Source organism: Bacillus sp. FJAT-27986 (genome assembly GCF_001685035.1).
In the GTDB taxonomy this organism is placed as follows: Bacteria; Bacillota; Bacilli; order Bacillales; family Pradoshiaceae; genus Pradoshia.
Window position 1 is genome coordinate 504,394 of sequence record NZ_MAYV01000001.1, and the last position, 14,101, is coordinate 518,494.

9 protein-coding genes and 1 riboswitch are annotated in these 14,101 nt (G+C 36.4%); of the genes, 1 reads left to right on the forward strand and 8 read right to left on the reverse strand.

What is annotated here, in order from left to right; translation table 11 throughout:
• Positions 1 to 31 precede the first annotated feature (31 nt).
• The 6 genes from A8L44_RS02370 to A8L44_RS02395 form a co-directional block, all read right to left on the reverse strand.
• Positions 32 to 1,282 (reverse strand): anti-sigma factor domain-containing protein, encoded by a 1,251-nt coding sequence (locus tag A8L44_RS02370; protein ID WP_066100975.1) that lies wholly within the window; start codon positions 1,280 to 1,282, stop codon positions 32 to 34.
• Complete coding sequence (gene sigI / locus A8L44_RS02375) at positions 1,279 to 2,034, reverse strand: RNA polymerase sigma factor SigI (RefSeq protein ID WP_225983669.1); 756 nt, start codon at positions 2,032 to 2,034, stop codon at positions 1,279 to 1,281. The genes A8L44_RS02370 and sigI overlap by 4 nt, the downstream gene beginning before the upstream one ends.
• A gap of 248 nt (positions 2,035 to 2,282) precedes the next feature.
• Positions 2,283 to 3,059 carry a TerC family protein gene (locus A8L44_RS02380; RefSeq protein WP_066100981.1) on the reverse strand — a complete coding sequence of 259 codons (777 nt, stop codon included), beginning with the start codon at positions 3,057 to 3,059 and terminating at the stop codon, positions 2,283 to 2,285.
• A gap of 81 nt (positions 3,060 to 3,140) precedes the next feature.
• Positions 3,141 to 3,236, reverse strand: a riboswitch (yybP-ykoY riboswitch).
• Between the two features lie 69 nt (positions 3,237 to 3,305).
• Entirely contained in the window at positions 3,306 to 4,850 is a 1,545-nt protein-coding gene (locus A8L44_RS02385; protein ID WP_225983668.1) for an aldehyde dehydrogenase family protein, read from the reverse strand.
• Between the two features lie 17 nt (positions 4,851 to 4,867).
• Positions 4,868 to 5,965: an SDR family oxidoreductase gene (locus A8L44_RS02390; RefSeq protein WP_066100984.1), complete on the reverse strand. Its 1,098-nt coding sequence runs from the start codon at positions 5,963 to 5,965 to the stop codon at positions 4,868 to 4,870.
• A 129-nt stretch (positions 5,966 to 6,094) separates the two neighbouring features.
• Positions 6,095 to 7,678 carry a peptide chain release factor 3 gene (locus A8L44_RS02395; protein ID WP_066100986.1) on the reverse strand — a complete coding sequence of 528 codons (1,584 nt, stop codon included), beginning with the start codon at positions 7,676 to 7,678 and terminating at the stop codon, positions 6,095 to 6,097.
• Positions 7,679 to 8,280: 602 nt separating this feature from the next.
• On the opposite strand from A8L44_RS02395, the gene A8L44_RS02400 reads away from it, so the two are divergent.
• Positions 8,281 to 9,117 carry a formate/nitrite transporter family protein gene (locus A8L44_RS02400; protein ID WP_066100989.1) on the forward strand — a complete coding sequence of 279 codons (837 nt, stop codon included), beginning with the start codon at positions 8,281 to 8,283 and terminating at the stop codon, positions 9,115 to 9,117.
• Positions 9,118 to 9,177: 60 nt separating this feature from the next.
• Here the strand turns inward: A8L44_RS02400 and A8L44_RS02405 are convergent, their stop codons facing one another.
• Positions 9,178 to 12,708, reverse strand: coding sequence for a YhaN family protein (locus A8L44_RS02405; protein WP_066100990.1), 3,531 nt, complete (start codon positions 12,706 to 12,708; stop codon positions 9,178 to 9,180).
• 3 nt (positions 12,709 to 12,711) lie between these two features.
• On the reverse strand, positions 12,712 to 13,977 hold the full coding sequence (locus A8L44_RS02410; RefSeq protein WP_066100993.1) for a metallophosphoesterase family protein: 1,266 nt from the start codon (positions 13,975 to 13,977) through the stop codon (positions 12,712 to 12,714).
• Positions 13,978 to 14,101: the final 124 nt, after the last annotated feature.

The following is a 14,101-nucleotide window of genomic DNA, read 5'->3' on the forward strand; positions in this document are numbered from 1 at the left end:
ATTTTCTGATTAGTTATGTAAATGACTGAATTTATTGATACATTCCTTTTCTTTTCTGATTCTGATTACGTTCATCTTGCTTCCCTCTTTGATGCTGCGGTTTCCGGACATCACGCTTGTCCACCTGATCTTGTTTCCGGACATCTCGCTTGTCCACCTGATCTTGTTTCCGACTTTTATAAGGTTGCTTATTTGGTTTATTTCGCTTATCTACTTGTTGTTTGTTTCGGTCAGTATCTCTTTTATTTTGATTGGTTTTCCTTTCTTTCTGGATGGTATCCTTTCTTACCTCTTTGTTTATAGGCTGGTCTTTAGAGGGTGGCCTCTGCTTTGAATTGTTATCCTTATGTTGTTGTTTTACAGCCTTCTCTTCTGTAGTATGTATAGCTTTAGCATCTTTTGTAACGGTGCCCGCCTTTTTAGGCACTTCAACAGATCCTTGCTTATTTTCCTGAATGACTGCAGACTTATTCGGAATTTGGGTTCGGTCACTACTGTTACTGGTTTGCTGTTTTATTTCAACTTTTTCCACACTTGAGCTTTTATGATTGCTTTTTTCTTCTGTTACTTTAATTTTATCATTTTTCTTTACTCCAGTTGAAGGCTGATTCTTGGTTTTCTTATTGGTTTGCTCTAGGTATGTACCCGTAGAAATCCCTATATCTGTTGCTTCCTGTCTATCTTTAACAGAGGCCTTTTTCATTTCAATGTTCACGGAATTATCAATTTGCGGGATATCCTGAGTATCAGTTAATTTTTTCTGTAAGGAATATTCAAAATTTCGATTATCCTTTTCAATCATTACGGTGGAGAACAAGATATTGGAATTGGTTTTAAGATGCCCGGCACTGCGATTTAAAGTAACCATTTCACTGATAACATCGTCCATATCTCTGCCCTTCCATTCCTTAAGTCTTGCTATAATTTCTTTCCCTTCTTCGTTAATTCCCTTTACTTCAACCACTTTTAGTTCGTCTGTTATACCAAGTTCGATACTTGATTTAACATCCATACTGACATAAGCTGATACCTTTGAATTAGTTAAAAACGCAGGAAAGAAACAAACTATTAAAAAAACAGCTGCTGCTAATGCTGGAACCAGTATTTTTAATTTCCATCCATTCTTCTTGCTGAATATTGGTTTTGAGTTTGTAACATCAATCCTGACTTCTTCACCGATTTGATAGTCTTTGCGTTCTTTATTCAATTTAATGAAATCGCCTTCAGGGGTCAATACAGTAATTTCCGTTGATGATATTTGCATAATGATTCCACACTTCAATTTGAAAGAACCCCCTTCAAGTAATCCTTTAAGAACAAATAATCTCCCGTTAAAATCAAAACCATAGCTATTATATAAATGCGGTTGCGTTCAATTGTCTTTCTTGAAACCTCAACTTTTTCTTCCATCATTTTGATAGGCAGTTTTTTCTTGTCTATGACATATTGAAGCATCAAAGGCTCATCTGCTATTGTTTTAGCGATTTTTATGGCATTATTCCTTGCATCCACATGCTTTGGTGTATGTTTGACTAATTGGTCAAAGGTTATATGAAAGATTTTTAATAATTCAGTATATCGAATAATCTCATCCTTTAAATTTTCGGAGTTTAATTGTCTCTGATGGTTTTCAATTGATTTTTCTATATCTAATGGACTTTGTATGTATTCATCTTCTGAAACATGTTGGATTTCAAAAGACAGTTCATTCATTTTTTTTGATTGTGACCTTATATAATCTATAACTCTTCTTCGGATTACCGTATCTGCAAATGGCAATAAGCCATTTCCTTTATCAGGTGAAAACTTATCTATTGCATCGTTAAAAGCAATTAGACCAATACTAAATTCATCATCTGTTTCTCGGATATAACGCCGGCATACAGATGAAACAGATTTTTTAATAAAGGGTTTGTATTTTTTAAGCAAATTATTTCTTAATTCCAGATCCCCTTCTTGTATTAAGAGTACGGTTTCTGTTAAATCCTGCTTTTTTCTCAGAATCGGAAAAAGCATACCAAGCATTATGTTCACCTCATCCCTGCACAAATTATACCATATGTTGCAATGTATGGTCTTTGTGGGATGTTTTCACTCTTCATTTGTTATAAATAATGCTTGGTCGGTTTATTTATTATGCTATATCATACGTACACAAATTTCCGTATATAGGGGTTATAACCAAATTTTATCCAAGTGGTTGCAAAAATAAAAAAACCGGAACGCACATAATCATGCATCCCGGGTCTTCACTTAATCTATTAATTTATATCTTTGTAATTTTACATTTCCTGGTCAATTTGATTTTTAGCTTTCAAATCTTTACCTGATACGAGGTATCCAATAACCACAATCGATACTAAGACACCCCAGAATATGATTTTCCAAGTTGTAGACTCTGGGAAATGATGGTCAAGAATTCCAACACCTGGATGTGCCAATGTCATGACAGCCAGCTTAACCCCCACCCAGCCGACAATTAGAAAAGCAGCTGTTTCCAGAGATGGTCGCTTGTTCAATAGTACAACAAATTGTGTTGCAGCAAACCTCATAATAACTAATCCAATAAATCCTCCAAGGAACATAACAATAAATTGCCCACCATTGATACCGCCGATATTAAACGACCCTACCGCCGGTAGAGTTACAGCTAAAGCAACAGCTGCAAGCATGGAATCTACTGCAAATGCCAAGTCTGCTACCTCGACCTTTAGAACAGTCATCCAGAAACCGGATTTCTTTTTTTCCTTGACCGCTTCATCTTCAGATTTCAAGAAATAGTGTTTCACTAAATAATTAATCATAATGTAGAGCAAATATACAGCTCCAATTGCTTGTATTTGCCATAAATCTACAAGTAATGAAATCAGGAACAGGGAACCGATCCTAAAGACGAACGCACCAATTAGTCCATAAAACAAAGCTTTTTTCTGTTGTTCCTTCGGAAGATGTTTAACCATTACAGCCATTACGACTGCGTTATCGGCTGCAAGAATTCCTTCAAGTCCAATTAACACCAATAATACCCAGGCGTACTCTAAAATTATTGCCCAATCCATAAGTAAACCTCCTTTTATTTTCCAAACCAACAAAAAAGACCCATGTCAAAAAAGTAATTCTTTTTTGACAAAGGTCTTGCTAGACATTGTAAAAATGCCAACAAAGCCGATGGTAAAAACCACGTACTGACGACTTTGTTTTAGGTTTCCCTAACGCTACTCCCCTTTGAAAGGTTTGTATGAAGTTTGTATACCTATTATATTGGCTTCTGGATACAAGCGCAAGTATTAACTCATAGATAGTATTTATTTTGATAGTTTTATTAATTTCAGATATTCCTTGATTACCTTCATCATCGATTTCCTTTTGCCAAAGTAGGCTGTTAACAGTGCATGGAAATGTTCATATTTCCCTTCATAAGGATACCACTGAATCTCCGATTTTTTGAGGCCCATATCTTCCATTACTGCTTTTTCATGACAAAATATACGAAGACCCTGATCCCCATGATACCTGCCTATTCCGCTTTCTTTAACTCCGCCAAATGGAAGATTATTATTGGCAACTGTTATTAAAACATCATTAATTAACACAGCACCTGACAAAAGCTTCTTAGCTGTCAGCCGTCCTTTTTCCTTATTTGTTGTCCAAACACTTGCATTTAATCCGTATTTGGAATGATTAGCGGCTCGTATAGCTTCTTCTTCTGTTTCAACAGTCAGTATAGGCAGAACCGGACCAAATGTTTCCTCCTGCATCACAAGCATATCCTCTGAAACATTTGTTAAAACAATCGGCTTAATAAACATGGAATTTTCATTCCATTCAGAAGGCGGATCACCAGTCAGGAGAGTGGCGCCTTTTAATAGGGCATCTTCAATATGCTCTCTTACAATAGATATTTGCTGTATTGAGGTCATAGAACCGATATCTGATTCTTTTCCATTTCCTTGCTTTAATTGATTAACAATTGGAAGTAACTCCTGTAAGAATGGCTCAAGCGCCTCTCTTTGGATAATCAATCTCTCTACACTCATACAAACTTGACCGCTATTTGTAAATGCTCCCCAAACAGCCCCCTTTGCTGCACGCTTATAATCAGCATCACTAAACACAATCATTGGATCCTTTCCACCGAGCTCAAGAGTGGTTGGGATAAGATCTCGTGCTGCTATTTCCTGAATAATACGTCCCGTACCTACAGACCCTGTAAAAAAGATATAATCAGGCTTTTGCTTCGTAAGACTGGCACCAAGTTCCTTACCGCCATGGGCTACTTGAAAAACATGATCAGGAAATCCAGCTTCTTTAAACAATGTTTCAATTAACTTACCCACTGCCGGAGTAACTTCTGATGGTTTCAAAATAACCGTATTACCGCCTGCAAGCGCGGATACAACAGGAACCATAGCCAAAAGGAATGGATAATTCCATGGTGAGATAACAAGCACAGAGCCTCTTGGCATATAATGAATACTCGATTTATGACCCATTAACAAAAAAGGTGTACGAACCTTTTGTGCCTTAAATGTTTTTTTCGCATGTTTTTCAATATGACTAATAGCATCGAGGGCAGGCATGATATCAGCCACTAATGCATCTGTTTTGACTTTCCCTGTATCCTTTGAAATGAGCTCAGCAATTTCATCAAGTCTATTCACAATCGTATGCCGCAACTGCTTTAGATAGCGTAAACGTTCGTCTATATCTAATTGTGACCACGAAAGAAAAGCCCCTTTGGATTTATTCATTATTTCACCAGCTTGACTAGCCGGCATCTCCTCATACTGCATAATCAGTTCTCCCGTTGCAGGAGCATATACATTTACCATTTCTTTTAAGGCTTCCAACTTTGTTCCTCCTCTAATTATGTAATCTCTATATGAAACGCCCGATTGTTCTTATTGGCTCTATAATATTCAACCATTGGCACTACACCTTCCTTAAAATCAGGACATAAAATGCCCCCTTCAGCTAAATCAGCCTGTGCCTGTACACAATCAAATTCTCCTTTCCAGGTGAAATAATCAAGTGATTCAACTTCCACACCCAGAAACTTTCTTATTGGCTTGATTGATAAAGCCATTTTCGTCAGCCCGAACGGCAAATACCCAATTGGTCGTTTTCCATTATACCCTTTCAAAAACAACTTATAAATATCTGTAACCGTATATGGATTAGGATCCGTTAAATGATATGTTTTTCCAGCACCTTTAGGGCTTAAAGTTAAATAAGCTGTTGCTTTTACTATATAGTCAACAGGAACCAAATTGATCACACAGGTTGACTTAGTTATATTAGGGATAATTGGAAGGTATCTGATTCTGTCGAGGAAATTTAATATAAAATATGGGCCGTCAAATTTAATGGTTTCTCCAGTTAGGGTATTTCCTTTTACGATACCCGGCCGAATGACTGTAACAGGAACATGATCCATAATCTTTCGAACAAGGACTTCTGCTTCATATTTGGTTTCTTCATAAGAATTTTTAAATTTATCTGGTTTAATTAATTCATGCTCATACAGCTTTCCTTCACGTCTTCCAGCTACATAAGCTGTACTAAAATAGGTATACCTCAATAGGTTAGGAAGGGTCAATACATAATCATTTACATTGTGTGTTCCATCGACATTCACCAAATAGGCTATATTTTTTGGAACAGCTAAATCATAAATCGCAGCTAAGTGAAAAAAATGGGTAATTTCTCCCTTTTTGAAACCGCTTTCTTTTTTACTGATGTTTAAACCGGGTTTGGTGATGTCTCCTTCAATAAGGATAAACTGATTTTCATCTAAATTGAACTCGTTTATAATTTTTAATCTTTCACTGACAGCCTTATGCCACACAGACGGCAGTACAATAGCAATCACTTTATTAAATAACTGATCCTGTTTTTTTAGCTCTCTTATTAGTTGATTTGAAATAAAACCTGGAAACCCGGTAAAAAAATAGACATGTTTCATTGTTTCACTCTCCTAATCTTCTTTCCACTATTGTAAGAATATTTAGAAAAATATGTCAACGGTTAATTGTTATATAACAGAAAAAAGCAGGATTTAACCCTATATAGGCTAAATCCTGCTTAAATTTAGTTAACGTTCGTGCTGATCCATTGGATTATATAGTTCTATAGAAGGATTTTTTTCCTGGAACCAACGCAGTGCAAAGTCATTTTCGAATAAGAAAGCATATTGATCATAGCGATCGCGTACCAAAAGACTTCTTGAACTTGAAAGCTTTTCATCGATTTTTTCATTCGTTGTCCAACGGGCAATCTTGTCACCCATTCTTTCCATGATAACTTCTGTATTATACTCATTTTTCATACGGTGCTCAAATACCTCAAACTGTAACTGTCCGACTGCTCCAAGAATATAGGATTCAATCCCAACTGTTTTAAATAATTGAATGGCACCTTCCTGTACAAGCTGATTAATTCCCTTGTGAAAATGCTTTTGTTTTAATACATTTTTAGCGCTGACACGTACAAACATTTCAGGTGTAAATTGTGGCAGACGTTCGAAAGAAAATGCTTCTTTTCCTGAAGTTAGCGTATCACCAATCTGATAGGTTCCTGTATCATATAATCCGATAATATCTCCTGCTACTGCTTCAGCAATATTGTTTCTTTCCTCTGCAAGAAATTGTGTTGAATTATTAAGTTTCATAGGCTTGCCTGTTCGGCTTAATTGAACAGTCATCCCACGTTCAAACTTACCTGAGCAAATGCGCAAAAAGGCAATTCGGTCACGGTGCATCGGATTCATATTTGCTTGGATTTTAAATATAAATCCTGAAAAAGTATCCTGAACGGGTTCAACCGGCCCCACGGATGATGGTCTTGGCTGAGGCTTTGGCGCAAACTCTAAATACGTATCCAAAAATGTCTGAACGCCAAAATTAGTAAGGGCACTTCCAAAGAATACAGGAATTAATTCACCATTTCTGACTTTTTCACGCGAAAATTCATTTCCTGCTTCATTTAACAATAACACTTCTTCCAATGTTTGCTCATATAAAGGAGACTCAACAATAGAGTGATTTTCATCTTCTACTTCGCCTTCTTCATTCAATTTTAAGTATCTCTCTTCATCTTCAGCCTTAAACATTTCAATTCGGTTATAATAACGGTCATAAATACCGAAGAAGTCTTTACCCATCCCGATTGGCCAGTTCATTGGATAGGATTCTATTCCAAGCACTTCCTCCAACTCAGCCAATAGCTCAAGCGGCAATTTACCTTGGCGATCCATTTTATTAATAAATGTGAAAATAGGAATTCCTCTCATGCGACAAACCTTAAATAATTTCAATGTTTGTGCTTCAATCCCTTTGGCAGCATCAATAATCATAACTGCGCTATCAACAGCCATTAATGTACGGTACGTATCTTCACTGAAATCTTGGTGTCCAGGTGTGTCGAGGATATTAACACGGGTCCCATTATAGTCAAACTGCATAACACTAGAGGTTACGGAAATTCCACGCTGCTTCTCAATTTCCATCCAGTCGCTTGTCGCATATTTACCGGTTTTACGTCCTTTTACAGTTCCAGCGTCACGGATTGCGCCACCAAATAAGAGCAACTTTTCTGTTAACGTCGTTTTACCTGCGTCAGGGTGAGAAATAATTGCAAAGGTTCTTCTTGATTCTATCTGTTCTTTTAAATTTGTCATGTAAGCCATCCTTTTATATATAGTAAAACTTCATAAATCTATTCATCTTGGATCTACATCTCCAATGATACTTTGATGTTATAAAAAGAAAATAACCACTTTAACAATTCTTATTAAAATCAAAATCCATCTTATCAAATATACCATGTAAAAAAATAATATGTGAATAGGCGAATCATAAGTTTTAATCAAACAGTCATATTTTCTCATATGTAGTGAATTACAGTCAATTAGTGTCCGTTTAAGTATTTCGCAATTCTTTGGGGCAAGGTAAGATAACATAAAAAAAACGAGCATTATTGCCCGTCCTTTAAGCTACTTTTTTCTTATTGGTTAATTTTTTTGTAATATAGCTGATCACGAAAGGTGCAGCTGCTGCAATAACTCTTTTTAAGATTTTACTTTTCAAGATAATCACCATCCTTATACTTACCTTACCCGTATTCGGTGGAAGATAATCACAAGATTTACGCAAGTTTACCTTATTTGAATAAAAGAGGCTATCAGAAAAGTGAATAATTTCACAAGCTTATTGATTAATTATAGAAGTCATAGTAGTTTATTTAGTAGACGTTTTTTCAGCATAGGAGGAATTTAACATCATGGAAGAACAAGGATTACAGTATTTAGTTGCCCTTGCAAAGAAAAAGAAAAGGCTGTTAGACCATTTTCCTCTTCATTATTTCTTAAGAGCGATGATGGCAGGAATATTTGTAGGGTTTGTAATCATTACCTGCTTTAGAACAGGAGAATATTTCAGGGTAGCCGACTCACCTTTTGCATACCTATTCCCGGCACTTTTCTTTGGTATCGCATTAATACTCATTATTTACGGTGGGGCAGAGCTATTTACCGGTAATACCGCTTATTTCACTGTCGCTTATATGCGTAATGAGGTAACTCTCAGAGATTTAGGCCGAAACTGGGGCGCTTGTTATCTTGGCAATGCTGTTGGGGCAATCTTCTTTGCCATTTTATTTTACCTTACAGGCATATTCAGCCACATTCCAAACGAGCATTTAATGCACGAAATTGTTTCTTATAAAATGCATGGATCTGTTTCAGCTTTATTCTTTAAAGGAATCCTTTGTAACTGGCTTGTTTGTTTAGCTTGTTACTTGCCTAGCCAAGTAAAAGGTGACGGAGCTAAAATGGCAATGATGATTGCAGTTGTATTTTTATTCTTCTCATCAGGCTTTGAACATAGCATTGCAAACTTATCATTATTCTCAATTGCATTAGTATCACCACATCCTGATACCATTACAATCGGAAATGCCATCTACAATTTGATTCCTGTTACTTTGGGTAATATTGTCGGTGGAGCAATATTTGTAGGAATGTTATATCAGTTCTTAAGTAAATCAAGCACAAAGCTTCAATTACAGGACAACATGAATAAAATCTCTGAAATCACTGAGAAAGAAAATACAAAATAATAAAGTGAACCAAGAAAAAGAAGACCAATTCATAAAGTTTGAATTGGTCTTCTTTTAATTTCAGCTCATGACGGCCTCTTTATGAATGTGAATCAATTGATACTCCTCATGCGACAATGTTTCCTCCAACAAATCCAATAAATGATAATGATGAGTGAAAAAGATAACTTGAGTTTTTTTCGATAATTCTTTTAAGATAGATAACGTAATTTTTGAACGTTCATTATCAAAGTGAACAAGAATATCATCGACAATAAATGGAATAGGTTCATTTTCCTCACAATATTTTTCTATGCTTGCAACTCTTAAGGATAAATACAATTGATCTTTTGTTCCATCACTCATCGCGTCTATTCCAATTTTCTCGTTATTTCTTAAACCCAGTAGTACTTCTTCATCCTTTTCATTATAATCAACAGTCAATCCTTCAAAGGAGTTCAGTGTTAATTTTGCAAACAGTTTTGATGCTTTTGTTAAAATCGGATTTTGATTTTCGGAACGGAAATATTCTATTCCCTTCTGTAATACAAATGTAGCTAATTTTTTTTGGACATATTGATCGGTCAATTCTGCGAGCTCAGCCAGGATACTTTCTCTTTCTTCTGCGGCCTGAACAGCTGCATATGAATTTCCCTTAATCTTTTCTTCATATTCTTTTCTGCATACACCAAAGATTTGGTTCTGTTCCGTTCTTTTCTCTTCCAAATCTGCAAGCTCTGCCTTTAATTCTGCCATTTCACTTTCCATAAAATCTAAATCAAGCTTGTCTATTTCATCCTTCATTTCTTGAATCGATAAGCCATTGCCAATCTCAAGTAACACCTTCTCCAGATTGATCAGTTCTGCAGACAGCTTTTGCTTTTGTCGATATTTATCTTCAATAATTTGCATTTCCTCGATGGTCTTTACACTTGCTGTCTGTAACAATTCATCAAGACGATTAAGCGCCATCTCTTTCTTATCCTTCGCTAACCGATATTCTTTTTTCCGTTTATCCAATTGTCCTTGCCATTCGAGTTGATTTTGCTTACACTTTTTCTGCTCCTGCAACTGATTCGTTAAATCATAGATAAAGGATTGGATATTTATTGGTTCAGGTAACTGTAACGTGTTAGCTACAATTCTGATATGATCTACATAATCCTGTACAAATAACATGCCAGCTTTTGCTTTGCTATTGATATCTGCCCATTCATCATACGTAGTAGTCAATTCATTGTACTTATCAAGCCTTTCCATTGTGTAATCAATCGGAGCCTGACTTTCAACTTGCAAGGGTTTAGTAGCATCCTCCCATGCTTCTCTCCAATTGACTAATTCACTTTGCTTGCTCGCCAGCTCCTGCTCGATTTGTTTAAGATCAGCAGCCTTGCTCTTCCACTCTTTTTCCAATGAATTCTTCTCATTGAAACGCTCTGTTGCTAAATGGACTACTCTATTTGCTTCTCTTATTAAGTCTGTGAGTGTCCATTCTGACACTTGAGTATCTAGATCATCGATTACTTCTGACAGGGCAAGGTATAAACGGCTTTTGATAGCCAATCGTTTTTCTGTCAGCTCATCCCAAAGTTTCTGTTTCTTTTTATATTCGCCTTGATTCTGCTTAATAACCGTGTATTTTCTTACCCATTCTTTCATTTCAGTTGGCGATAATGGCTCAATACCGAACGGCTGCCATAGCTCATTCCACTGTTGAAAAAACAGATTCATCTCATCTTTAAGGAACTGCAGCTGTGTCTCTGCAGCTGCAATTTTGGTTTCAGATCTCTTTATATCCTGCAACGACTTATTCTTCATGCCCACCTTTGCAGATTCTTTCCACATAGTATCTGAAAGTTCATCCGTTGTTTTTAAATCATGCTCAAATTTTTCTTCTACCTCTTGCTGACTGCAGTATTCCTTAATTGCTTCACGATCAATGTCTTCACCTTTAAGTTTATTCTTAATTAAGCTCCAACCATGGTCGCGAATCTGACGGGTTCTCTCTAAATCATCTTCTGTAGGAATAACAGACAAGGCTTCTAATTCAGCAATCGATTTCTCCGCTTCCAAAATAATCGTTTTTTCAACCTTAATACTGCGCTCTAAATTTGTTTTATCTTCATTAAATCTTTCAAGTTGCCCGATGTACTGATTAATAGTTTCTTCTAAAATGGAAATGTAAAAGGAATCAAACTCCTCTACCGAACCATCCCATAGTGGTAAATAGTTTAGCTCTTCCATTGATTTGTCTTTAAGATCCTTCATTTCCTCTGATAAAACATCTATGGTTTTTTCAATATTTCCTTCTATCTGGGCATGGTCAAGCACAAGTTTAAGCTTGGCAATATTCTTTACTTCTCCAAAACCTTCCCATTCCGCACGCTTTAAAGCAACAGTTTCCTTTAGACTTTCATGTCGTTTATTTATTTCTTTTATCGTTTCATGTAAAATCCCATATTGCTTATAAAGCATACGGATTTTTTCTTTGCGAGAAATGGCAATTCTAAAATCCTCAATATTGACACTATCTACCCTACTATAGCCCAGCTTAAGGAGAATATCGTTCATCCGATTGAGTGCCTGCTCAGCCTTTGCCTCATTTACATGTAAGTCTTTATTCTCTTTCTCGTATGCACCAACTTGGCTGAAAAGAGATTGAATCCTAGACTCACATGTTAAAAGTTTTTCATCGATATCCAGTTTGGCTAACTTCTCTTCAAGCGCCATTATTTCTGTATTGGATATTTTGGCATTTTCATCAGCATGTTTTAATTCATTTAATACATTTTCTCTTTGTAAATTAAAATCGTTGGGTAAATCCGGAATTTCAGTGAAGCTCTTTTGTTGCTCTATTAATCTGTCTCTTTCAATAAGAATAGGAGCAGCTTGGTTTAACTTCGATAATTTTTTTAGAGTTGCGTCTACCTGGAGGTAATGCTCTCTTAATTCATCCAGCTGTTTCTTACCATGAAGATAATCATCCTCCAGCTGCATCCATTGTCTGGCGAGCATTTGCGAATCATTAAGTCGGCGAGTTAACTCTTTTTCTTTCTTTAATAATTCGTTTATTTTTGGTTTTGAACCACCTGATTTATATAATTCTTTACTTGCCGAATCAAATTCCTGCATAATTTTCTTTACTGTATTTATCCCTGAAGCTGCAGCAAATAAGCTCTCTCCGACGCTTCCATTTGACTCAAGCAAAGCTTCTCCGCCTTCTCGCAAAGTTTCATGATTGAGTGCAAACATATTTCGGAATGTTTCCTCTGACAGCACATTTATATACGGTAATAAAACATTATCTGGTAATGCTTCTCCCGCCTCATTAAGAATGGTCTTTGACTTTCCTTTCCTTCGTATGAAGGACAGAGTATTACCCGATGAATTGGATAGGCGGGCCTTTATACGTAAATTGGAATTGGGATGTAAAAATGAATCCTTAGAATTATGCGGAATGCCATACAAGAGTTGAGTAATAGAACGCAGCATAGTACTCTTTCCAGCTTCATTATTTCCATACACTACGTGTAAAGATTGATTTGGCTGAAAGTTAACCGGGTAATCAGTAAAATGACCAAACGCAGTCAGATTTAACTCTTCAAAACGCATGCCTTATTTACCTCCTTCCATTTGTAACTCAAGGCTCACCAGTTGTTTAACTTCCTCCAGTTTTTCTTCCAGCATGGCAACTGAATCAGGAATAACCATATTCTCTCCTCTTTTTAAATCGGTCGGTAATACGTTAGTAATCGCAGAAAACTCTTTTCTTACATCTTCGAGCAATTCATCCATATCACTTTTCTCAAGCCAGTTAAAAATGGAGGTCACTGGGTTATTTTCATCAGAGAAATGATTGGACTCTAACGGTGGAGCCGTTTTATTCTTTATTTTCTCTATCCATATTTGCCCATGTCCAACGGCAAAAGCTGCAGATCTAATGTCATTTAATACTTTTTCTTTATTTTTCATAAGCTCCTGATATAAAGAAGTATTGCCACTGACGACTACTCTGGCTGCGAGCATTCTACCATCTGCAGTATCTAGGTAATTTTCCAGCTGCTCTTCGATTTTCTGGAGAAATTGATCGTAATCACCAAGGGGGGTCGCATCTATCTCAATGATCTCCCAGCGTAATACATCCAGTGATATATGATTTAATTCCTGTATCTGACCATCGCTAACTTTAATCAAGGAACATCCTTTTGGACCTGTCTCTTTGCTGTGCCGGCTTTGAATATTGCCTGGAAAGAGAATGACTGGGTTTTTCTCACATAAAAACTCCCGTTTATGAATATGCCCAAGAGCCCAATAGTCATATTCTTTCCCCTTCATGTCCTCTATGGAACAGGGGGCATAATTCTCATGTCCTTCCCGGCCTACTGCCGATGTATGCAAAATCCCAATATTGAAATATCCATCTTCCTTTTGCGGATAGCTTTTAGCAAGATTATCTGTTACAGCACGTGTTGAAAATCCTTGACCATGTAGGGCCACTCCAAGTTCATCTATAAACATACTTTTGCATTTTTTATCATCAAAAATATAAACATTATCAGGAAGTTTTATTTCTTTAGTAATGATACTTGCTGCATCATGATTCCCTTTAATCATATAAACAGGGATTTGATGCATTTTTAGCCTTGCCATTTCGTTTGCAAAAAAGAGACCTGTATTGTAATCCTTCCAATCCCCATCATATAAATCACCTGCAATAATGATGAAATGCACTTTTTCTTTAATAGCAAAATCAATCATATTTTTAAATGCATCTCTGGTAGCACTGCGCAACTTTTCGACTGGTGCTCCTTCATATCTTGATAAACCTTTTAATGGACTATCTAAATGGATATCAGCAGCATGGATAAATGTAAAGTTCACAAAGTCTCCCCCTTTCCTCATCCTCATAATCATAGAATAGCATAAAATGGTATACACTAGAGCCCTGAACCTAACACTCCCAAATATTCACAGCTATATACAACACCTACCAAAAAGAACAAAT

Excerpts from the sequence above, each read along its gene's own strand:
- A8L44_RS02395 (WP_066100986.1), bottom strand. The coding sequence starts at position 7,678 with ATGACAAATTTAAAAGAACAGATAGAATCAAGAAGAACCTTTGCAATT.
- A8L44_RS02380 (WP_066100981.1), bottom strand. The coding sequence starts at position 3,059 with ATGGATTGGGCAATAATTTTAGAGTACGCCTGGGTATTATTGGTGTTA.
- A8L44_RS02390 (WP_066100984.1), bottom strand. The coding sequence starts at position 5,965 with ATGAAACATGTCTATTTTTTTACCGGGTTTCCAGGTTTTATTTCAAAT.
- A8L44_RS02405 (WP_066100990.1), bottom strand. The coding sequence starts at position 12,708 with ATGCGTTTTGAAGAGTTAAATCTGACTGCGTTTGGTCATTTTACTGAT.
- A8L44_RS02400 (WP_066100989.1), top strand. The coding sequence starts at position 8,281 with ATGGAAGAACAAGGATTACAGTATTTAGTTGCCCTTGCAAAGAAAAAG.